Genomic DNA, 22,969 nt, shown 5'->3' on the forward strand with positions numbered 1-22,969 from the left:
TCAACGACCTCCCAGGGTAGCAGAGATGCAGATATTTAAAAAGTCTAAATAGCACCTCATCTATGTAATAAGTACAATTCATATAATATATTATCGGTTATTTGTATTGCTTTTTTTAAAGATTTTTCAAGCTATTTGGATTGTACAAATGAATGTTTCTTTGTAAACTAAGGATGACTACATAAAAAAGAAGCAAAGGTGGATGTAAATTGAATAAAACGGAAGAAAGACACAATTTAGAGATCAACAATTATGCCACAATTAGCGGCGTACGAGGAAAACAGTTTGGCCGGGAAATCTTTAGCAGTGTCATTCTTTTTAAAGATTTAATGACTTTTTTAAGTGTATTTCCAGAGGTGCAACGTGAAGTTTCGGAACGAAAAGTAATCTCTATCAAAAGATACGTACTTTCTGGATTAAGGGATCTTAGAAACAATAAAAAAAGAAAGAAAATCATGCGTTTCTTCTCTTCGATTACAGTTACAGCAAGAGGAAACATATTTTATAATGAAGAAGATCAACGTTTGGCTATTGATACAAAAAATAGTAAGCTATCTATCAATGATGGACAGCATCGCTTTTATGGAATCAACGAAGCCATTGGTGAACTTAATGCGATGTATAATCGAGCTGAAGATGAAAATGAAAGAAATACCATTTTAGCTGATCTTGATGAGCTTAAAAATATGATTATACCTATTGTCATCTTTAATGGCATTGATGAAACAGAAGAGAAGCAATTATTTCATGATCTTAATAATCTTGCTCAGCGCCCAAGCCGATCGGCTACCATTCGTTTGGCCCAAACCGATTTGTATTCTAAGTTGTCGCGTGAACTTGCGGAGCATAACAAATATCTCAGTTCTTTTGGTGTAGAGATGGATAAAATGAGTATTCATCGAAAAAATAAGAATTTCATATTGTTAACGACGATTTATTTTATTGTTCACGAACTTATTGACACTGAAAAAGAAACTTTATCTGAAGATACGTATAATAGTTATAGAGAGGCAATCAACGAGGTCTTTGATCGAATTTTCGAATCACTACCTGAAGACGTGAATGTAAAGGGTAAGTATTTGCTTGAAAGAAGCTACGCCTTTAAGGGAATTGTTAAATTTATTGTTGCTGCCCAAAAAGCAAATATCAAGGATGATGTTATTTATGAAGCCATCAAAGAAACCGACTGGACAAATAAGATCACAACTTGGTCTCCGTATGGGGCAACCGAGGGGAATTCCGGGATCTTATTTGCCGCTGGAGAAGGGGGAGCGAAAGCTATTTACAAGTCTTTGTCGGACAAAATAAACCTGCCAACTGTTTCTCCTAAAATGGGTAGACCTCGCGTTTAACTCATGATCATTATGAATGAAAAAAGAGGAGTGATGTCACTCCTCTTTTCTACATGTATTGGGATTCTAAATTGAAAAATTAAATCACAAATCACCCGTTTCAACAAATACCTGTAAAACTTTAATTATTTCTGATGCCTGTTCTTTGGTTAAATGCATATGAGTTGTCGATGCGTAATCAACACCTAACCAAATCGCGTCTTCAGTCGCTGATGATGACTTTTGCAAAGAACATTTTACACCTCTCGAATCAGTGAAATGAATAATGGAAAACCCTCTGTTGGTTACTTCTTTTTTCATCGAAGTTTGCTCCCTACGTAAATTTTATATTCTCTTCAATCTTCCGATCCCTTCGTCAATTCGTAATTAATTTCAGGGATTTCACTTGGACTTGTGGGTTCTGCTTGTTTTTCAACAAGAGTTCCCAGCCCAAACTCCGAGATATTTCTTACAAATTGAACAGCTTCGGCGCGAGTCAAACTGTCTGCCCCCCGATAACTGGCGATTGAAACATCTCTGTCTTTTCCTTTGGCGAGATGAAAGACGAGCAGATATTTAATCGCATCATCTCCTTTGAGATTGACACCTTCAGTGGAAGAAACCAATTCCGCGACCTGAGTCCGATTGATGATGTTCTCACGTAGTTTTACATTACTATGACCTGGCAACGTATATTTATATTTGCTTGCATAATCATAATACGCATCTGCCCAATGTGTTTTTGTTGTGCCTTCAATCTTTGAATCGTACAAGCGAAGCAACATGGTTAAGAACTCTGCTTCAGTCACCTTATTTTCAGGTTTAAAGGTACCATTGGGATAACCGTTGACCATATTTTTATTAATAGCCCAATCAATTGCCGATTTAGCCCAGTGTTTGCTGCTAACATCCTTAAAAGCTGAACTCGATTCTGCGTGAATAGTAGATGGAGGAACGGTTGCTCCAAACATAACTGCGCACGAAAATGCAATGGTAAATAAAAGCATACCCTTTTTCTTTGTGATTCTCATGATATAATCTCCTTTTTCATTAAATACAGTCTATAAATGATACGAAAAATATAAAGTAGATATTCAAGTTAGAGCGTACAATCAACTTTACTTTTTGTCAAATGTTTCCGTTAATTTAAAGGATAAGTGGATACTGTAGCCTGATTTCTTCACCCTTTTAGGGAGTTCGTCAAATAAAAAAAGAGCAGGTTTCCCTACTCTCTCTTTTAGCCAACCTCTGCAATGGTATCTGCTTCTAATAAACCTTTCTCAATACATAATTTTGCAGACAAGTTCTTCATTCCTATTCTTTCAAATCGAATACTGATAATCTGATGGTCTACATTTACAATACTCCCCAGTCCAAAAGTTGCATGTTTAACTTTGCTCCCAATGATCACGTCTTCGATATTTTTAAATGCATTAGGTAGATCAGAGGAAGCTATTTTTTTCGCTTGATTCACATTCTTCTTTTTGCTACCTTTATCTGGGAACATAATTTGTTTTACATCTTTTACAAACGAGGATTCTTGCACTGACTCGCCATCTTTTCGCTTGTAACTGATGAGTTCAAGATCAGTTCTTGCTCTGGTCATTCCTACATAAAACAAGCGGACAGCTTCTTCCATTTCGTCGATTTTTCCACTTTTAAAATCTTTGATGACTTCCTTCGACGGAATGACGCCTTCAATAAGGTCAATCATGATCACCTGGTTAAATTCTAAGCCTTTTGAGCTATGGAATGTTGATAGGGTCACAACATCTTTTCCTTCATTAAACTTCGATTGACTAAGGACTTCTCTCAAATAGTTAAGCCGTTCTGCAAATTCTTTCAAAGTCTCAAGTTTTGACCCAATCCCTTGCAAAGTGTTCAAAATACTTAGCAAATATTCTTTTTTAAATCCGAGACTTTCACACATTTTAACGAGTTTTTTTTCATAGCCAAGCTCATCGCGAATGACGCGGATGGCTTGGTCAGGACGCAACTGGTTTATTCGCTCAAACATCTCTTTACATTTTCCTAAATTTTTACGTTGATATACTGGAACATTCAACTTTAAAAGATTATCAAATACAGATGCTTTATTGTTAATCTCTTTTAGATATTCAATTTGTGACTTATTAATGTATCCATTAAACTTGGTGTGAATTTTTTCTAACAAGCTTGGATATTTGTCGCTATAAGACATTCGCATGAAATTCAGTATGTCTTCAATGATCCAATGACTAAAGAACTTATTATCTGAATCCTTGATATAAAAAGGAATCCCTTGATGTTCTAATTCATCAATGAGAGCAATTGAAGATGAGTTGTTTCGATATAGAATCGCAACTTCCTTTTTTTCAGGTGCGTTCTTCACCTTTTCTACAATATGACGGATTTGTGCTTCATACGTATCCAAATGTGATAGTTGGATCGGTTTAAAGGATTCCTTCTCTGTGAACATCTCTTTGTCATATCGATTTTTGTTTCGCTTAATAAATTGATTTGCAACCTCGACAATATCTTTTGTGGAACGATAATTTTGAACCATATAAAGTATTTTTGCATTTGGGTACACTTCTTTGAAATTAAGAAGATATTCAGGAGCTGCCCCTCTCCAGCCATAGATCGACTGGTCATCATCTGCAACAACACAAATATTTCCTTTTAAACGGACCAGCTTCTCAATAATAAGATTTTGAACCAACGAGTTATCTTGACTTTCATCGGTTAAAAAATAATCAAACATGCTTTGATATTCAGCCAACATGCCAGCATCTTTTTCCAAGGCATCATTAGCTATGACAAGCATGTCGTCAAAATCAACCAACCGATTTGTAAAATCCGCACACTTAAACTCTTCATAGGCTAAAAATATCTCTGAGGCTGAAGGAATGCTTGTTTCAATTTCTTCTAATTGGTCAAAAGGGATAAGCTTGTTTTTTATATAACTAATGTAGGAAAGTAACTCTTCCATTTGTTCTTCCGTCACGTTTTCATGTGTTACTTCACGAAAGATTCTGCGCAAAATAAGTCTTTTGTTGAGCTTATTTACTACGCTACAAGGCTCCGAGTTTAGCTTGTTGTCCATATTCCCTTCAATCAATTGATAACGAATATGGTTTTTTTTGAAATACGCCCTCACCACTTCAAACGCGAAGCTATGGATCGTCGAAAATTTCACCTTGTTATCTTTTAGATGAGGAAAGAGCTTGTCGAAACGGTTGTCCATATCCGTTGCAGAAGCATTACTGAATGTTACAGCACGAATTCGAGACGGGTCTACGTCTTTTTCATCAATCAGGTAGCCAATCTTCATGATCATCATTGTTGTCTTTCCTGAACCTGGTGAAGCAAGGACAAGCAAAGCTCCTTCAGTATGTTCAACAGCCTCCCGTTGAACAGCACTAAGATTAACCCCTGTTTCTTGCTTTTTCTGTTCAAAAAAATCAACTTCCATAATAAATTCCTCTCTTCCCTGAGCATATATAAACGCTTTACAAGTAAACAAAAAAATTACCCTTATCTATGGATCGCTTCTATGTTATATGCGAAAGACTCTTAAGCTATAAAGTAAGTAATTTTGTTAACTTCAGTATTGATTGGAATCCTTGATGCTTCTTAAAGACGTTGATCTAATCTTATGTAAGATTGAAAAAGAGACGTACTTACTGCACAGTACGTCTCTTTCATAAATATGCTTATACTTCTTCCTGACGAATTTCAAACTCACGACATTCCCCAGGAGAATGTTCAGTGTTCATGCGCCGAATCACTTCTTCGAAACGCCCCTCTGATTTGAAATACGTCAAAATCATCATAGCCTTTAAACGCGAGATATTCGCCGCATCAACTTCAGATTCAATCGTATAGTAGCCGCGCAACGTATCAGGGTTTTGGTGATATGGCTCCAAGATCCTTGCCATGTTATTTAAATCATCTTCTGTAATGGGCTCATTTACACTCAACTGTGCATCTACAACCGTCTCAAAGCCATTCAACAACCCGTAAATCGTTGCATCCGACGCCTGAACCATGGATGGGTCTACACGCTTCTGCACACGAAGTGTTTCACCTAAGAGTCTTCCCCATGCAAACTTCATTTCTCTATCCATTTCATCTTAACCCCCAGTATTTATTTTGACTTTGACCAACTTTGACTATTATATCAGCGAAGCATTAAAACGTCAACTTTTTCCAATAGTAGCGGGTATGTTCCCCCAACAATACGCTTCTCGTTTTCATTAGTAAAAAAAAATGAACCTCAACGAAGGTTCACTTTTTATCATCTTCAAAAAGGTGTGTCTAAATCTGTTTCTTGTACATTAGAGGCTTGTTGTATATCAAAAGCATCATCAATCAGGTTAAACAGATCTTCTGTTTGACGATCAAAATCAATATTATCGATACCAACCGATGCAAGTTTTTCCAAAAAGTTTGCAAAATGAAGAAGATCAACACCTACAAGCTGCTCACGCAACACTTGCGGATCAGAAAGTTCTAACTTGTTCAGATCTAAAGCAATTTTTAAATATTGTCCAGCATTAATCTTCCATCCACGACTCACAAACTTACGAGTTCGAATAAGAGATGCAAGCGGGTAATCCGAACCTGTATAGATTAATCTTTTATTTTGAATAGCCTCTTGGCTTTCAGGAGATAGAATGAGCTCATCTCTTTTGTACATATAGATCCCTTTGCTGTGCAGGAAATCAAAATTTGTTGCCATTTCATTTGGACTCCCTGTGTAACGGATAATAACCTGGACACCATCTGAAAATGAGATCGCATTAGCGGTTACAACTAATGGTTGATATTTCTCATCCGTCGCTTCCACCTTACAAATTCCATGGGGTACATATACCGATATTCCTGTATCCGTTTGTTCTACCTCATCAATAATAATATCGGAATTCATGTTCCTTAAAACATATTGGACGATCTTAAAGCAGGCGGTTGAATCATCGATATAAAAGTCGAAATCATTTGGTGTTTCCCCTAAGATTAATGACGCTATGGCACCACCAGCAATAAAAGCATGCTCTTTAAACAGTTTTCGTATTTCTTCATCTATAATGGAATTGAAAAAATCCTCTGCTGATTTTCTTAAATCTGCTTTAATCGCGCTGATCATTTCTGGTTCCATATTGTATTTCCCCTCTCAAAGTTAGATTGACTCTATCATGTTGTTGAAATCTTTTTATTATAGTTTTAGACCCATATTCTCATAAGAAAGAATGATCAAAAAAAGGCTGACTTGGTGAAGTCAGCTTCTTTTCGTTGTTGTATGTTTTCACGATTTAACGAACGATCTCCGTACATATAAAGCCACCAAGAGGAAGACCATTGAAAAGAAAACAAGAATAAATGGAATACCCATTCCGATCTTTAATGCACCTGTGTAGAGCAGCGTTCCGGTTAGCATAAATACATTCTCACAAAAGTTTTGAATCGCAATCACTTTCCCTGATCCCACAGAATCTCCTTCATTTTGCAAGATTGTATTTAGCGGGATAACATAAGATCCTCCTAAAAATCCAGCCAAAAATAAAATGATTGCTGTCACGTACATATTCGGGACGAAACATACACCACAGACGGCTACTGCCATTCCAGCTCCTACGTAAGTTAGACGGCTTAATTTTGCCAAGGGAATAACTTTGGGAGATAAAATGGCTCCAAACATAATTCCTATAGCAGAAATGCCCATAAATATGGAGGCTTTATCTGTGCCTTGAAGATTCAATGCAATGGGTATCCAAGCTAACATTGCTAAGCGCAAAACCGAAGACATCATCCAAAATGAACTGGATCCCATAAGTGATGACTTCGCTTGGGGATTACGAATGAGCACATTGATATCTATACCAAAATCTCTCCATGCACGATCGTAAGAAACGTTTGTAGTTCCTCCTCTTGGTAATATCCAGGCAAAGAAGAACGACAACAGGTAACACCCGATAATAACTGCCACAGATAAATGAAAAGAAACCGTGGTTAGAAATCCTCCAAGTACCGTGCCTAAAAGGATAGAAACGATGGTGCTTCCTTCGACTAAACCATTTGCTTTATAGAGTGATTGCGGATTGTCTGTTAGTTCACGTAAAATTGCATATTTACCCGGACCGTAGATGCATGCCCCTACACCGATCATCGCATATGACAACGCAGGATTAAGTCCACAGAGTAAAAGGACAGCTCCAACGAGTTTTATCATGTTTCCAAGCCACAGGATATTGGCTTTCGGGATTCTCTCTGAAAGCACCCCTGCATATGGAGCCAGCAAGATATAAGCGACAAAGAAAGAAGCTTGGACGATCCCAACATAAACGTTTCCCAAGGCTCGTTCGGTTATCACAAAGATCGTTGCCATTAAAATCATATTATCCGCTAATGCTGAAAGGAATTGAGTCATTAATAGTCTGTGAATCGAACTGACCTTCAAATGGCTCCCCCCTTTGCATACAAACTTTGAATATACTCATTCACCTTGGCTATATCTGCTTTCCCACTTCCCAGCATCGGAATTTCTTTGATCACATGAACGGTTGTAGGTAAAGCCAGAGGTGAAACATTGTGCGCTCTCCAGTACAAACGAATCTTTTCTTTCGTTGCATGTTCTGAAGTGGCAACCAGTTCAATTCGCTCTCCTTTTCTCTCATCCTTTAGGGAGACAGCAACCACAGTCCCTTCACCGATAGCCTGTTTTGCGTGATGCTCAACGACTGCAAGACTTACCATCTCTCCACCTATTTTCACAAATCGTTTTGCACGTCCCAATATCTCCACAAAACCTTTACCATCAAGCTTTACAATATCTCCTGTATCAAACCATTCTGGCGCAGGTACAAATCCCTCCTCAGCCATTAAGTAGCCTCTCATTAGGTTTGGTGCCTGGATTTGCAGTCTCCCCCCTTCAGAAATACCTTCTACAGGCTCTATACGATGCTTAACACCTGGAACGAGGCATCCAACGGAACCACTTTTGTAGAGCATTGGCGTTTGTAAAGCAAGGATGGGTGCGGTTTCTGTTAAGCCATAACCCTCCAACACACGAATGCCGAACTTCTCAAACCAAAGCGACTTCACGCTCTCCTGAAGCTTTTCGGCTCCTGCATACACATAGCGCAGGCGGTGGAAATCATAGGGATGAGCGTACCGTCCATAAGCGGCTAAAAAGGTGGAAGTCCCGAAAAGAATGGTACCTTTTCGATCATACGTCCATTCAGGAATGGCTTTGTACATCAATGGAGATGGAATCATATAAATAGGTACATGGCAAAGTGGCGACAAGAACGTTAGGATAAGTCCAAAGGAGTGAAACATCGGTAATGCATTCATAATTCGGTCTTCACTTGTCAAATCAACCATCAGACGGGATTGTTGGATATTAGCATAGATGTTGCGATGCGTAAGTAATACGCCTTTTGGTGTTCCCTCTGACCCGGATGTAAATAACAAAATATCATGAGTAGGTGATGTTATTCGATGTCTCTCTTTGAATAGCACTTTTAATTTTAGTAATCCATTTATTTCAACTTTCAAATCTTCAAAGTACATTATTTGAACTTCTTTTGAGACCGCTTCAATTAGGTATTCCAGTCTTCCCTTCTCGATAAATGTTCGCGAAGTCAAGATGGTTTTGATTTCTCCTATTCTCAAGCACGTACAAAAGGTGTCTGTATCCATAGATGCATTCAGCATAGCAGGCGTTCGACCGCTGTAGATGGCCGCAAATAACCCCACCATGCCAGCGATGCTTGTTGGCAATAGCAAACCTAATCGTTCTTCATCCCGAAGCCGGCGATCTAACAGGTGAGATATTCCAATGGTACTCTGCCACAATTTCTTCATCGTCATTTTCCCTGTAGGATCTTCTGCTATGACCATGTCGGGCGCTTCTTGTACTCGTTTACGCAATACTTCAGCCAAATGTTCAGATTTGAGCATACGACATTTCAATAAAGTTTCTTGCAGCTTTCTGTAAATAAGATGGCTACCCCATTCTTTTTTCTCTCGCATCAACAGCCCTTTCATTTCAGGTAGATGAAACGGTTTTCCAATATATAAAGTAGTTCGAGGAAACCATTGCGTTGGAATCTTCCCTTCCAAATAAGTCAACTTTTTCGTTTTCTCTCCACCATCAATCGCGATTGGAACCAGGGCTGCACCCGTTTTGATGGAGATGTATCCCACACCCGGATACACCTTCATTAGACTATTGGTGATCGTGATGCGACCTTCAGGAAAGATTACTAAGGATTTGCCAGATCTCAATACTTTTATCATAGAGCGGATTGAGTATGGATTCATTGGATCCACTGAAATCGTTTCTCTTCCTTGTAGAGCCCAACTATATTTACTTGCAATCATAGTGTTGGCTACAAAAACCACATCTTTTGGCAAATGCATGGAGAGTAGAACAGCGTCCAGTAGGCTCGTATGATTCGGCATATAAATGCAAGGTTTATTGTTTTGAAGCAGCCTTTCTTTGTGGAAAACGTCACACTTAATAAACGTTTTTAATAGTGCAATTGGAATCACTCTATCCCTCCTCGATGGACTTTATTTATTTATTTTCAGTCTTATATACATTTTGGTATCTGGTAATAAGACTTTATCACATTTTATTGACTATAAACAATATGAATATAAAAAAAATCTAAAGACAAATTTCTCGCGCAAGAAACAAGGTATGAGAACAGGTTTACAAACAATCATTTTTGATATATGATGAATTGCATATACTACATACGAACGGAACAAGGAAGCACCTTGAATATGGCGATTACGCTGTATTTGAGGTGCTTTTTTGTTCTGAAATGGGGAGATTATAATGAGATTTTCAGGCTCTGAAAAAGAAGTTCAGGATCAACTTTTGAAGCATATGTACATTAGCACGAACGACATTTTTGTTCATGAAATTGAAACCCATTCACTATTTGAAAATTCGACAAAGGCAGCATACCGCATCATCACTTATGCATCTTCACGAAACCAAAGCGGTTTTGGTTATCTTCTTTCTAATCAAGATGAACAGTGCAGGGGGTTATACATGCCTGGAAGACTTCAACTCATTGAGGCAGCTCAGTTTGCTCGTCTGGTGATTCCTGAGTTGTTTCCATCTGTAAGTGACGAAGAACAAGAATTGATTTTTCAACAGTTTATAAAGTCTGCTTTGTGTTCAGTCATTCAAGAGCATGATAGCGTCCAATACTTATGGGAACTCATTCAATTCACTTCATATGTATAACTCTTTGTTGAAGTAATCAGATGAACATACACAGTAGAAGTCTCTTTTCTACGAACCTTTAAATATAGGAAACGATGCAAAGACCAAGTGCAATCTAAACAAAAAAGAGAATGGGTCATTGCGATCCATTCCCTTTTTTCATAAAGTTCTTTTACAACAAGTGACTTGCTTCAAGCAGTTTGAAATTTAACACATAAATCCTGTCTTGTGATAAGACGCTTCATGACCATATCGATGTCTTGAATATTTCCAGTTACTAACAACTCCAATATGTCACCAGAATACTGATCCTCTACCGCTTTAACCCTCCGTAGGATATGGTCATAACCTTTGGAGATGTATTTTGTACATTGGGACATGCCCACCGTATGTATTAACTCAGGAAATACATATTGTAGAGCCCCTGTATCCATAAGCAACTCCATAAAACGGTGTAAACAGTTATTTTTCATGACTTTCCTCAGAATCTTAGCGATCCGTTCATTTGGTATGGTCTCCAGCAAGCGCACACTGTCTTTCATGGCTTGAAGTGTTCTTTTTTCAATCGTAAAGGACAATTTTGCTGCCAAATACATTCCTCGTAAAATTCGGCTTGGATCTTCAATGAAGCGGTGAAGGGGGTTCCATACCGCCCGAATCAACTTCTTATTGAGGTCTTGCTGTCCTTTGTGATGGTCAATGATTGTCCCATCTATCTTTTCAGCCATCGCATTGATTGTGAAATCTCGGCGGGTAGAATCTTGAAAAAATGTTCCCACCAAAGTCACTTCCGGTTTTCCAGATTTATGGTACGTATCCGAACGGTAAGTCGCAACTTCAATCCCATCTACAAGCATGACGCCAAAATTTTTCCCCACTTCATCAATCAATGAAGGATCGAAAATTTCGCCGATTTGTTTGGGTGTAGCATTGGTTGCGATATCATAATCATCAGGAGTTGCGCCTCGTAGTTTATCCCTAACGCAGCCCCCTACATAAACAGCTTCAAACCCTTTTTCCATAAGTTTTTCAATAATAAGAGCATGATGTGTAGACATCCTAATATTCCCCTTTTTCAGATCAATGTTATGTTTTGCTCAGAAGATAACCCAAACGCATCTACGGAATGAACGAGCAATTGCTCTCCACCCACAATTAGTCCATGTAAAAGCCCTCCAAATACAGCACTACCATCAATCCCGATCTTGGTTTTACAAGGAGACACCCATACTTTATTGGACTTGTCTTTGTTTAAATATTTCGTCGGCTCATGACCAAAAATGAACTTTTTATTTGTATCGTTAGACATATAATGAAAAGGCTTCCGTATCCAACGAAATTCGCCATCGGTTGTTTTTCTCCAATCTGAATGAGCGAGATTGACTCCAGCATGAACACAGACATAGTCATTCCATTCATAATAATCTGGAAGAGTCCTTAAAAAGGATATTTCTTCTGCAAAATGTTCTTTAATGTGGTTAGCGTGAAAACTGGGCAAATAGCGATACGCACATGGATATTCATAAAAGGAATCAATGGTTTTGTTTCCTCCATTTGAATAATATGCAACACTCTCACTCATCCCAACTTCATCTTCATCATTCAGAACCGATTCATCTTCAACCCATTTTAAAAAATTTATGTCTTCAGGTTCATCTAACCATTGTAGAAAACGACTTTCATGATTACCACCTATAGCAACTGCTCCATATTTCTTATGGAGCCGATGAACCAACTGTATAACGCCACATGAATTCTTACCACGATCAACGTAATCTCCTAAGAAGATCAACTGCTGACAATCTGAATTCCATTTTCTCAGTAACACTTGAAGTCGTTCTAATTCACCGTGGATATCGCCGACAACAAATAATTGATCCATGAGTACACCTCCCGCAAAGCAAAAAAAAGTCTTTGCTTTATTCTTTTTCGCTTGCCGCCTTTATATAACTGCTGATGATTTTGGTTTTGGCGAGTGCATATCTCTCAAAGTCTCCAAAATATAGATCATTCATTGAATCTATCCACTCCAGCCAGTCGTTGATCTCGCCGCATGCTGGGTGCCAATACTCCCTTTCTTCCATTAAAGGTAACTCTCCGGTGAGGAGATGTTTTACGTAGCTGTCAATCAGCCAACGGGTCTTATCCGTGGAGCAGCCGTATCCCTCTACTTTCAATATTACGCTCTTTAGATGACGGGTAATAAACTCATATTGAAGAAAAGCAAATTCAATATTGTGTTTAAGTTTTGACTCCATGTCACTGGGCGCGAGTGTAGGAAGCACATGGCGCATCAATGCGCGAGCTTGATCCTTAACGGTCATAGAAATCAAGAGCGAGAAGGTTTCTGGTTTTTTCAGATCCAAGTGGCTATAATCCGCCTTAACTCTACGAATCCAATCTGCATGTTTCGAATCGGATTCATCAACGAAAGCACTTGATAATGCCTGAAGTATGCTACCTATTTCTTTATCCATAATATTTCCCTTCCTTGTTGCGAATTTAGTTTTCATACTTCGTCATAAAAAGGAGCTAAGAAACTCGCTCCTTCTCTTTATGAATACATTCCCCTATAACTTCATTTACTACCGAAATAATATTTACTCACATTTCTGTATTAAATTATCGAGATATTTGGACTTTATACTTATGGAAATGGATGTTTATTCATTGAATACTGATAAATAAAGATTCAATAACCCTGACTATGACCCATTAACTTTATTAGCAATTCCTTTTTCTCTTTGATTACTTTCTCATAAATGCCGCTTCTCAATTCTTCTTTTGATGTTGAATAAGTTTCAATCTCTCTTTTTATTTGTCCAATAACTTCTATCAAATTTCTGTTTCCATATCCAACTTTCCAGTTTCCTCTTTCGTCTTGAAGAGAATAGAAAGTGGTGCCGTCAGCATAAATTTGTCTCATAAGTTTTTTTGTACCTAAAATACTTGAATGAATTCTGAAAAGCTCAGAATTACCAATAATTTTTCTGGTGTTTTCAATTAGTGATCCAACCTTAAAACATCTTCCACATGTCTCACTATTAAAATTCATGTTTAATTTAATGCCACTGTTATTTAATTTTAAATATAGTTGGCCATTGACATCATAATATTGTCGACCGCTTCTATGTCTCTTTTCTTCCACCCATTCTCCATTAGACCTTTTGTCATACTCAATAACTTCAAATTCTTGAATTATATTTCCAAAACTATCTTCATATTTTTTGAAATCGAATCCTGTAATTTGTTCTCCTATTGAATGTTTTCATACTGATTTACATTAAACAGCAACTTCCGGTTGTATGTTCAGTGAGCAGAAAACCTAATATTCCAATCCTCATAAAAATAAATCATTCATACTTTTTTCGAAGTCTCTTTCACGGGCGATTTCTTCATATTCTTGATCAGTCAACTTTTGTAATCTAAATACAATATACGAATACTGAAAATGATCAGGACAAACCCATTTTTGTTGAAGGATAATTTCATTGCCACCTTTAAAAACAATCATTGAACCTAAACGTATTACTTCTCTACTTACATCTGTTTGATAGTTAACTTCAATGTATGATTCTCCATTCATTAAAGTTGAAACCCTAATCCCATCGACACTCGATTCAATTCCCACGTCCGAATAAGGTTTGATATTTTTAAAACCGCAATCATAATTATGAAAGTAACGATAACCATAATTTGAATTATTGAAGAATCTTTTCAATTGTGCCGCAATCGAACGAATGTTTTTCTCTGTTACTTTGATTTTTCTCATTCATTACACCCCGTTGTGAAATTTGATAGTCCAACCCTGTTTTATATACATATGAATTATTCTATGTATTTAGTGGCAACTTATAAACGTAATGATTAGTTAATAAAAGCTTTAATCCATATAAATACATCAGTCAATTATACTATTATATTGCCCATAGTCAATACAATAAAAAAACCCCCTATAATAGGAGGCTTTCCATTTAAAATCTATTGGAATCAAATGGTGCTTTACTTGCTACTTTTCAATACTCCACTCTTTACAGAACCATGCAAATGTTTGTTCCTCGTTTAATGGTTCACCACTCCGAATAATGTTTTTCAAATAACTTTCATATTTTTTTCTTAGTTCAAGTTCATCAAGTATCTTATGATAGTTGCCATGTTTATCTTCAAAATAAGCGGTCGTTCCAACGGTTAAAGCACCGATTGGATCAATTTCTTTCCACTGGTCACTCGCGATTTGCATAATGTAACCTAATTGGTGCGTATTGTTAGCAACAAATTGTTTTACGTGATCCATTTTTATCATCCTTTTCTTTTATGCCATCAAAGCATATTCATTGATCTATCACGTCGGCATAGTAATGTGACTTTCGATTATACTAAGCGACAACTCCATCGATTTCTGAGCAATCTTTATATATCCTTACTCGGAAGTTTTGCATCTGGGGATTGCTGATGCAATCCTTTGCTTTTTTCTAAGATTCTTGGATAGACTCACTATCTGCTTCGCTCTTCCTTCAGTAAATTCAACCTTCAACCTTTCATTTAATATAACAATCGTTAATTGATGCGCATCAATTTTTAACTGTGCTTGTCTTAGGTTATTCATAAAGTCTTGGATGTTTTGTTCGTGATTCCGTATTATTTTAGAATATCTCTCTCGAATCTTGTCCTTGAAATGTGACAGATTTTCTGGAGTGCAGAGATATACATTTGCTGGGTCTTCCTGAAACAATAATCCTTCAATTTCTAATATCATCTTGCTTGTGTCAGGTCGTTGATAAATAAATTTCGCAAGCCGAATTAACGTTACATCATGATAGACTCCTTCGATCTTAACTTTTTCTTCTAAAAGACTCGCCTTCTCTGACAAGACCAATGTCCCAAAATCCATATTCAAATCCCACCTTTTATTTTTTACGGTACATTAGACGTTCTATGATCTCGTCAATCGTTTCAGGAAGTGGCTTAATGACAATCTTCATTCCGTTCAGAAGACCAGATGAATTGGGTTTGGTTTCCTGTGTTAATTCATCTGTATCATAGAACAATTCACCCTTATCTAAATCACCTGGCGTAATCCGAATGCTCCATGTCGATTGTTCGGTAATCGATTTACTTTCATCATCAAACAAATATATCGTTGTTTCTGCTCGTAACCCAAAAGGACCAAAGAGCTTGAAATGCTTATCCATTTTAGTTGCTAATTGTTGAGCAAGCACTTCAATGATATCAGAGACCCAGCTTGGATGTTTAATTTTCTGCCTCCTCTTCTGAAGTTTATTGATACCTTCTTGTAATTTACTGATCTTATCTCGTTTCTTTTCAATACTACAATCAATAAAGTTTAATTCCTTATTCGCTAATTCAACTCGTGAAATATAATTATAAATAATCTTTTTCATTGTATTTCCCCTCGCAAACAAATGATTGGACAAACCTGTTTTATACTTAACCGTTCATCTTATGCGAAAGGAGGACAAAATAAAAAAACTAATCGTCTGTTTTGATTAGTTTTGCTCTCATTTGATCTTTCAGCGCAATTAAAGCAACCTGTAAATTGCATCTATTCTAACCTAAGCATTTTAACAATTCCTTTTTGAGCTTTCGTTTTTCTCTCCTCGTTAAATGTTGTGTTTTACCTGTAAGCTTTGCAATTCCCCTTGGATCGTTTAACACTTCATCATGCATAAAAAGATAATATGATTTACTTTTAATAGTGATATCGTATTTGGAACGCAGCCTGGATATTTGCTTTTTAGACTTTCCAAATAATTCACCAATAAGTGCATCCGGTATACTTTCTTGTAGCCATAACTTATGAAGAACATCGAATGTTAACAACACAGAGGGTAATATGCCAATCTCCTTATATTTATCTTTCAAAAAGGAGTAGAGTTTTCTTTTTCTATTAAGAATTTTTCGGACTTCTTTTTTTAATTGTATTTTGAGCTCCATTCCCATGTTTGAATCCACATGTTCCTCCATAAGTTTCTCCTTAAACCTCTTTTATTTTAGTCGATTTTATCAGTTTTGTTGTCTATAGTCAATTTATCTACATCAAAAAAGCGCCTCCCAGTGAAGGAAGGCACTCATGTTATCATTCTATCTCCTTTTCAGGCTAACTTGATAATTTCACGTATATCTTTGCCCAAGGCTGTAGCCAATGAGTAAACAGTGATGAAGCTTGGGTTCGTTCGTTCTCCTTTTTCCAAACGATGAATATAGCTTTTATCAATCCCCGTGATTTTTGCCAATTCATCAAGAGTCTTGCCTTCATTCTTTCTTTTTTCTGAAACCCATTTTCCAAAAGCAATCATTTCTCCTTTGAAAAACTCATGGATATCCTTCATCTCATTCTTGTTTGTTTGTATATGATCGAATCGCATAAGGACCAACCTCTTTCCTTTCAATTTCCTATTATTAGGTTTATCATACAACATGTCATAATATACGTAAATAATAATTTACATTTTTGTTCATTATCACGTTTTTACTCCAAAAATAATACATAGTATTTCCGTTTTTTCTACATAGGCTCTATATATTACGTCAATCCATAAATAAAATAATATTTTATAAAAAAAAAGAGAGATCTATAGATTAGATCTCTCTTTGGATATACTCTTTTACATACCTTTGATTACCGCTAATGGATTACACTTGGCAACGACGTTAGCAAGACCTGACTCGACAATGGAATCTATAATCTGATCCACGTCTTTGTAAGCGTATTTCGATTCATCAACCAATCCTTCCAATGTCCGATGGTTAACAAGGATTTCATCATCCTCTCCCACACGCATCGATTGAGCCACTTGGTCGATCGTAATCAATTCTTTCGTAGCTCTACGACTTCGAACCCGTCCAGCTCCATGACAAATGGAATAGAAGTTTTTTTGTCCAGCGTCTTGTCCAAGCATAATATAAGATGCTGTTGCCATACTGCCTGGAATTAAAGCAGGATGACCTGTTGCTTTATACGCAGGTACATTTAGAAAATGACCTTTCGGCAAAGCTCTCGTTGCACCTTTGCGATGAACAAACATCGGTTGATTTCGATGAAATTCTTTCAGCCCGTAGTTGTGCATGAGATCGTACAAAACTGGCATTTGAAATTCGGAACCAAATATCTCACGGAAACCTTGCTGAACACCATAAGCAATCATGTGGCGATTACTTACAGCAAAATTCAGTGCAGAGTACATGAGGTTTAAGTAAGTCTGCCCTTCTGAACTATTAATTGGTGCATACATGAGGGCAGGATCAGGATTTGCAATCCCCCACATGTTCATTGCTTCTTTGAATAGTTTGGTATATTCACGGCCAAGCATTGCCCCCCACGCTCTGGAACCAGAATGAATCATGACAACGACCTGACCATCAAATAGTCCCCACTTTTCGGCAACCTCATGATTACCTTCGTCAATTTCAACATATTGCAGCTCGATGAAATGGTTTCCTCCACCCAAAGTGCCCAACTGACCATGAGCATTCTTCCAAATTTTTTGTGGAAGTATTTTTAAATACTGTGCATCAAACTTAAATTGAGCATTCTCAACTTTCGTCACTGCACCTTCAAAAGCATCCTTATATAAAGAAGGAAGCCCCTCTAAGCCATTGGTTACGACTTCCTGAAGATCGATACTCGCATAATGACTATTTGTTCTTTCGTTTGTAGGTACATATTTCTCAATTGCTTCAATCAGACTTCGTTTTACATTTTTATCTTTTAATTGATCCTTGTGCAATGAAGTCAAATGAACACGCATCCCACATCCAATATCTACTCCTACAATAGAAGGTGATATAAAACCATCTGACATTTTCCAGACAGCAGTTGTTCCAATACAAGTGCCTACACCTACATGAGCATCAGGAGTATAAGACATATGGACATTTCTTGGAATCCGTAAATTGTTGTCCGCCATTTCATAAACCTTTTCCTCTAACGAATGAAATACGCGTTCATTTGCAAAAACATGTAATTTTCCATTTGGTAATGTAATTTCCCTGTGTGCATTATTATGCTTCTTTACCTCTTTATTCATGATTAATATCCTCCTCAGAAAGTAATTGATACTCACCTGTTTTATTAAATACAAAATATATTACGCAAAAATCGTTGTTTACATAAGAAATATGTTCATTATTTTCATTTCCCCATTTTAACATCTATTCTCATGTATTTTATGAGGGTTAAATTTTGCAAATTGATTTTTCCTTTTGGCAAGTTCATACAACTCAACACTCATCTTCAGCATTTCATCGAGACTTTCAACTACATATATATTATCAAGACGAAGCTTCTCCAAATGTTTACGCACTAAGGCTCTACTTCTCAGGGATTCTTTAACGAGTTTTTCATCATTTAATGACTCATCCAAGTTTTTATCTATAAGAATGATAAAATCCCTGCGATCATCGAGTTTAATAGCTTGCAAAATTGAAAATCCAACTTCAGATAATGATCCAAGACCATAGGTAGCTGCCGTAATAGGAAAAAGAATAATTTGATCTTCTGCTAAGTGTTCCGCTTCAATATCAGCATCTTCAGGTTTCCAATCTTTTTTTTGAGGATCAAAGAACTCAACCCCTCTTTCTCTGTAAAATTTCTTAAATTCACCGCGCCAAGGTGACTGCATTTGCGTTCCACAGGTTCCAAAAATCCCAACACAAAGCTTACCCATCTCCTCTTACCTCCATCTAAACACTCAGGACTGTCGTGTTCATTTTATTTTTTTATCTCATGCAAGATCATCCAATAGGTCAATCCCCATTGGAAAACACAGTCAAATGTGATAATATCATATTATATAGTCAACATAAAATAAAGGAGAAACGTATGAAAAGGATGATTCATGAACTACGTGTTCTTTATTTCAACAAGAAATACTTAATGGAATTTTTGTTGAAACTCACTTGGATATACGGACTACTTAGCTTGATGGCATTGATCGTATTTGTAAGCAACAAGAATAGTTTCGTTTATCTTGGATTGTTGAGTTTAGCTATATTACTTCCTACGAGTCTCCCCTTTATCTTCATGCTACACTGGCGTCTTGACATTAAACCTGTTACTGATAAAGCTCAACAAGATATGCGAATACAAAAAGAATATCGCTACTTTGATCAGCGATTTAAGGATGTAAATTAATATTCACGATGGGAAGGATGATTAACGTGCAAGAACGTTTAGATCGTGCAGCAAAAATCAATGATTTAATTAAATACATTGGAGAAATAGATAAAAACAGATACAAACCTTTATTACACAGTAAAAACGATGAGGGTTCTTTTAATCAAGGATATTTTATTTTTGGTGGGAATGGACTGCTCTATTTCATCGATAGTTATACTCGAAAACCAATACGTCCTATTGATTCTGCTCGCTATCAACGAGATCACTATTTTAGTCATGGCGGAAACATGTGGTGGTTGGTTCAAAGCTTCGCCCAGTTTATTATGACAGGCAAAGAAGGACGACTTCGTGATTATAAGGAAATCTGGGGTTTTGACTTTGAGACGACAATGTTAGTTAGAGAAAAAGCAAAACAAATAGGCTTTATCAGCACCGTTGACTATCCTCACCATTTATAGATGGTTGCAGAAAATAGAAGCAAACGAGATACACTAACAAAGAAAGAAGTGAATAAAGTATGAGTTTCAGTAGTCTTTGGGGCATGAATGCAAACCTTGATGGTGAGGAAATAAGCGAATTTAGAAACTCCTGGCTATTGTCACCAATGGCATGGAATATTTTATATGAAAAATATTTGCCAGATGAAATTCATGGTGAGTTTGGGAAAAAGTCGTTTCATTTTGCTTGTTGGTTAGATCATGATCTATTCGGTCGATTTAATAATATTATTAACAATTGTAACGATCAGCAAGATCGAGTCATTTGGGAGTTCTCTAATCAACAATTTTTTTTCACTAAAGATAAAAACTTTATTGCTGAGTCACTCCAACGATTCATTTCAAGTAATCCTATCATCGCAAAGGATGTCAGCGATCGAAGGTTTAAGGAGGTTGCCGCTGAGATTTTGAAATTAAACCCAGATAAACACCTCTACTTTATTTTTAAAAATAGCAGTGTCGTTAACGATGTAACCTATTGGTTTGCAAGCTCTGATGAAACGAACGAAGAGTATATTCCAAGTTCCTTAAAGCTCATCGACAAAATTGTTGCAGATTTCGTCCTTATCCAGGATCGTTCCATTCTGGGATTTAAAGATAATTTGGAGTTTTGCAAAGATTATTTCTCGAACAAGTGAGGGGGCTTTCTCCCTCTCCTTGATCGTTTTCACTGAACAGCAACAATCCACTTATATACTTATGTATTAAATCTGCAAATGATTTTGATAAGTTTTTCCTCATACCCTTGGCATTCTCTTGCCTCAATAAATCATCATTAACTGTCTGTTGTTAATTTATAAATTAAACTACACTTTAAAGGTTATTAAACAGCATCATTTTTATCTTTTTTACGTATGTATTATATTCATGCAAAAATAAATTTAAAATCCACTATCTTTTCTTCATCTGATATACTTATAACATTCTTAGTACCTTTAACGGTTTTTAACTTGGGAATACATTTAAGACGGAAATCATGGCGTTATGTACAAAAAAAACATATGATCATTGGTCTACAACTTTGTGTCGTTTTAGCCTGTTTTAAGTCTATACTTTTTACCGAACTTTAAATCCAAAGTAAACCAATTTCCTGGATAAGGAATGTTTTGGAATAGAATTTCTATAATTAAAATGCGTTGCCTGAAAAATGAAAAGGAGTGATTTATTTCATGAATTCCACGCCATGAGACGGCGGGTAGTATAGGGTTTATAGGAGGATGAGGATGGATCAAGAATATCAGAGATGTCTGAACAGAGGGAAATTCAAACAAACCCTGCATAATGAAGTTCGCTTAAAGTATTTATCAATCAGCAGATTCTCAAGACACACGGGCATTAACGAACGAACATTAGGTTTGATCTTTAAGGATAAACAAGCTCTAAGTCTGGACAAGCTGGATATTATAACTGAAGCTTTGAGTTTTCCTCCATGCCACTTTTATAAGGATTACATTAACGAGTGTTTTATCAATGGACATGTTCACTATGGTCGAGCCAGTGAATTTATCGTCCACTGTCACTTGCTTAACAAAGAGGATCTTGCGGAGGAAATGAAAGCATATTTAATGGAAGACACCTCCAAGAGACAAGTGAACCAAACCATCATGGAAATTGCTGAGCAACTATTCCTGATTGGAAAAGTAGACGTCACGGAACCTTATTATGACTATATCATTCAGGGTGAAGAGACCCTATCAGAAAAATTGGCAATTGCCGTACTACGTAAGTACACCATTGTGCGACTTCGAAAAAATGTAGAACAAACTCGTCAGTACCTCTATAAGTTGATTGATATGGTGGGAAATCTACCCGTGTGCGGTGAATTGATTTTTCATGATAACCACAAAGTTAATCTCAAATATCAATGCCAAGCTTATTTTCTTATTGTTAAGTATTTTAATTCCAGAGAAGACTGGGAACAAGTATACTATTATGCTTCAAAATTAAGCACAATATCTGTGGGTGATCCTTACTATCATCCCAGCTCGATGATCTATAAGATATCATCGCTTCGCGAAAGAGGTCATTTAAATGAAGCGCTCATATTAAATCAAAAAATCTCTATCTTCGGCTCTACCTATGAAAGATTATCTGTTGGTAATCAGCGGCTAATTGAAGTAGAGAACGGAAATCAGGACGTGATTCCTGATGTATTGAAATGGATTGAGAATGATGATGAAATGAAATTATTTTTACCCATAATGTTGGAGTGCTTCGTTAAGAATGAGAATTATAAAGATGCATTGCACATGTATCAATCCTACAAACATCTATTCGACGAACCTTTTCATTCCGTCATCCTTTTGCACCAACGTAGAAAATCTCGGCTATTTTTATCTGCTGCCGAGCTGTTTTTTAAGCTGGGAAATCAAGAAGAAGCTTGCATCTATCTTGCTGAAGCGATAGAATTATCGCTTGATTCAAAAAATTTAAGTAGATTTCAAAAATGTATGTTGTTATTTTCGATGAACATACATATGATAAGACAAGCCGAATTAAATTTAATTCAGGCATCTATAAAAAGGGGGGAAATACAATATGGTTAAAAAAATTGCAAGTTTAATCATGATCGTTACATTTGTAATGGGCTTTAGCGTCTCAGCGTTTGCCCAAGAAAATAGCATTGATTTCAGCAAAATTCAAGCTAAAAAACCTGCAACTATCAAAACACTTACTTTCGGAGAAGGTGGTTAAGATTAAAGAAAAAAGAAGCGGACATTTCGTTCTGCTTCTTTTTTTTGAATATCATGTCGAATGTTGTCGCACGATGTCCGAA

The 22,969-nt window shown here is 36.7% G+C and carries 26 protein-coding genes; 7 read left to right on the forward strand and 19 right to left on the reverse strand.

The features are described 5' to 3' along the window. Positions 1-209: 209 nt before the first annotated feature. Positions 210-1,352 (forward strand): DNA sulfur modification protein DndB, encoded by a 1,143-nt coding sequence (locus tag JOD82_RS10745; protein ID WP_209948864.1) that lies wholly within the window; start codon positions 210-212, stop codon positions 1,350-1,352. Between the two features lie 84 nt (positions 1,353-1,436). On the opposite strand, the gene JOD82_RS10750 is transcribed toward JOD82_RS10745, so the two are convergent. The 7 genes from JOD82_RS10750 to JOD82_RS10780 all read right to left on the reverse strand — a co-directional run bounded on the left by JOD82_RS10750 (position 1,437) and on the right by JOD82_RS10780 (position 9,869). After that, positions 1,437-1,652: a hypothetical protein gene (locus JOD82_RS10750; RefSeq protein ID WP_209949224.1), complete on the reverse strand. Its 216-nt coding sequence runs from the start codon at positions 1,650-1,652 to the stop codon at positions 1,437-1,439. A 35-nt stretch (positions 1,653-1,687) separates the two neighbouring features. Continuing rightward, positions 1,688-2,362: an S-layer homology domain-containing protein gene (locus tag JOD82_RS10755; protein WP_209948866.1), complete on the reverse strand. Its 675-nt coding sequence runs from the start codon at positions 2,360-2,362 to the stop codon at positions 1,688-1,690. 206 nt (positions 2,363-2,568) lie between these two features. Next, positions 2,569-4,785, reverse strand: a complete 2,217-nt coding sequence (locus JOD82_RS10760) for an ATP-dependent helicase (RefSeq protein WP_209948868.1) — start codon at positions 4,783-4,785, stop codon at positions 2,569-2,571. 241 nt (positions 4,786-5,026) lie between these two features. Next, entirely contained in the window at positions 5,027-5,440 is a 414-nt protein-coding gene (locus JOD82_RS10765; RefSeq protein WP_245248982.1) for a hypothetical protein, read from the reverse strand. Between the two features lie 176 nt (positions 5,441-5,616). Further along, the gene (locus tag JOD82_RS10770; RefSeq protein WP_209948870.1) at positions 5,617-6,471 is read right to left on the reverse strand and encodes a Gabija anti-defense Gad2 family protein; all 855 of its coding nucleotides are present in this window, start codon (positions 6,469-6,471) and stop codon (positions 5,617-5,619) included. 147 nt (positions 6,472-6,618) lie between these two features. Beyond that, positions 6,619-7,770 (reverse strand): lysophospholipid transporter LplT, encoded by a 1,152-nt coding sequence (gene lplT, locus JOD82_RS10775; protein ID WP_209948872.1) that lies wholly within the window; start codon positions 7,768-7,770, stop codon positions 6,619-6,621. Beyond that, on the reverse strand, positions 7,767-9,869 hold the full coding sequence (locus tag JOD82_RS10780) for an AMP-binding protein (RefSeq protein ID WP_209948874.1): 2,103 nt from the start codon (positions 9,867-9,869) through the stop codon (positions 7,767-7,769). The genes lplT and JOD82_RS10780 overlap by 4 nt, the downstream gene beginning before the upstream one ends. Positions 9,870-10,161: 292 nt before the next feature. On the opposite strand from JOD82_RS10780, the gene JOD82_RS10785 reads away from it, so the two are divergent. Further along, positions 10,162-10,578, forward strand: a complete 417-nt coding sequence (locus JOD82_RS10785) for a hypothetical protein (RefSeq protein WP_209948876.1) — start codon at positions 10,162-10,164, stop codon at positions 10,576-10,578. A gap of 170 nt (positions 10,579-10,748) precedes the next feature. On the opposite strand, the gene JOD82_RS10790 is transcribed toward JOD82_RS10785, so the two are convergent. The 12 genes from JOD82_RS10790 to JOD82_RS10845 form a co-directional block, all read right to left on the reverse strand. Then, positions 10,749-11,615 (reverse strand): CCA tRNA nucleotidyltransferase, encoded by an 867-nt coding sequence (locus tag JOD82_RS10790; RefSeq protein ID WP_209948878.1) that lies wholly within the window; start codon positions 11,613-11,615, stop codon positions 10,749-10,751. 17 nt (positions 11,616-11,632) lie between these two features. Further along, positions 11,633-12,439, reverse strand: coding sequence for a metallophosphoesterase (locus JOD82_RS10795; RefSeq protein WP_209948880.1), 807 nt, complete (start codon positions 12,437-12,439; stop codon positions 11,633-11,635). A gap of 37 nt (positions 12,440-12,476) precedes the next feature. Then, entirely contained in the window at positions 12,477-13,034 is a 558-nt protein-coding gene (locus JOD82_RS10800) for a hypothetical protein (protein ID WP_209948882.1), read from the reverse strand. A gap of 215 nt (positions 13,035-13,249) precedes the next feature. After that, entirely contained in the window at positions 13,250-13,705 is a 456-nt protein-coding gene (locus tag JOD82_RS10805; RefSeq protein WP_209948884.1) for a hypothetical protein, read from the reverse strand. Between the two features lie 192 nt (positions 13,706-13,897). Beyond that, complete coding sequence (locus JOD82_RS10810) at positions 13,898-14,329, reverse strand: hypothetical protein (RefSeq protein WP_209948886.1); 432 nt, start codon at positions 14,327-14,329, stop codon at positions 13,898-13,900. A 237-nt stretch (positions 14,330-14,566) separates the two neighbouring features. Next, a complete protein-coding gene (locus tag JOD82_RS10815; RefSeq protein WP_209948888.1) occupies positions 14,567-14,851 on the reverse strand; it encodes a hypothetical protein in 285 nt (94 codons plus the stop codon). 126 nt (positions 14,852-14,977) lie between these two features. After that, positions 14,978-15,448: a hypothetical protein gene (locus JOD82_RS10820; RefSeq protein ID WP_209948890.1), complete on the reverse strand. Its 471-nt coding sequence runs from the start codon at positions 15,446-15,448 to the stop codon at positions 14,978-14,980. Between the two features lie 16 nt (positions 15,449-15,464). Then, positions 15,465-15,959, reverse strand: coding sequence for a hypothetical protein (locus tag JOD82_RS10825; RefSeq protein WP_209948892.1), 495 nt, complete (start codon positions 15,957-15,959; stop codon positions 15,465-15,467). Between the two features lie 166 nt (positions 15,960-16,125). Next, entirely contained in the window at positions 16,126-16,542 is a 417-nt protein-coding gene (locus JOD82_RS10830; RefSeq protein WP_209948894.1) for a hypothetical protein, read from the reverse strand. 128 nt (positions 16,543-16,670) lie between these two features. Next, the gene (locus tag JOD82_RS10835) at positions 16,671-16,943 is read right to left on the reverse strand and encodes a helix-turn-helix domain-containing protein (protein WP_209948896.1); all 273 of its coding nucleotides are present in this window, start codon (positions 16,941-16,943) and stop codon (positions 16,671-16,673) included. 240 nt (positions 16,944-17,183) lie between these two features. Continuing rightward, the gene (locus tag JOD82_RS10840) at positions 17,184-18,605 is read right to left on the reverse strand and encodes an RtcB family protein (RefSeq protein ID WP_209948898.1); all 1,422 of its coding nucleotides are present in this window, start codon (positions 18,603-18,605) and stop codon (positions 17,184-17,186) included. 117 nt (positions 18,606-18,722) lie between these two features. Continuing rightward, positions 18,723-19,244 carry a nucleoside 2-deoxyribosyltransferase domain-containing protein gene (locus tag JOD82_RS10845; RefSeq protein ID WP_245248983.1) on the reverse strand — a complete coding sequence of 174 codons (522 nt, stop codon included), beginning with the start codon at positions 19,242-19,244 and terminating at the stop codon, positions 18,723-18,725. A gap of 155 nt (positions 19,245-19,399) precedes the next feature. On the opposite strand from JOD82_RS10845, the gene JOD82_RS10850 reads away from it, so the two are divergent. The 5 genes from JOD82_RS10850 (at position 19,400) to JOD82_RS10870 (ending at position 22,887) form a co-directional block, all read left to right on the forward strand. Next, the gene (locus JOD82_RS10850; protein ID WP_209948899.1) at positions 19,400-19,711 is read left to right on the forward strand and encodes a hypothetical protein; all 312 of its coding nucleotides are present in this window, start codon (positions 19,400-19,402) and stop codon (positions 19,709-19,711) included. Positions 19,712-19,728: 17 nt separating this feature from the next. After that, positions 19,729-20,154 (forward strand): hypothetical protein, encoded by a 426-nt coding sequence (locus JOD82_RS10855; protein WP_209948901.1) that lies wholly within the window; start codon positions 19,729-19,731, stop codon positions 20,152-20,154. A 59-nt stretch (positions 20,155-20,213) separates the two neighbouring features. Then, positions 20,214-20,831 (forward strand): hypothetical protein, encoded by a 618-nt coding sequence (locus JOD82_RS10860; protein ID WP_245248984.1) that lies wholly within the window; start codon positions 20,214-20,216, stop codon positions 20,829-20,831. A gap of 585 nt (positions 20,832-21,416) precedes the next feature. Next, entirely contained in the window at positions 21,417-22,739 is a 1,323-nt protein-coding gene (locus JOD82_RS10865) for a hypothetical protein (RefSeq protein WP_209948903.1), read from the forward strand. Then, positions 22,732-22,887 (forward strand): hypothetical protein, encoded by a 156-nt coding sequence (locus JOD82_RS10870; protein WP_209948905.1) that lies wholly within the window; start codon positions 22,732-22,734, stop codon positions 22,885-22,887. The genes JOD82_RS10865 and JOD82_RS10870 overlap by 8 nt, the downstream gene beginning before the upstream one ends. The last annotated feature ends 82 nt before the right edge of the window (positions 22,888-22,969 follow it).

The organism is Paenibacillus sp. 1182 (assembly GCF_017833915.1).
GTDB classification, from domain to species: domain Bacteria; phylum Bacillota; class Bacilli; order Paenibacillales; family Paenibacillaceae; genus Paenibacillus; species Paenibacillus polymyxa_D.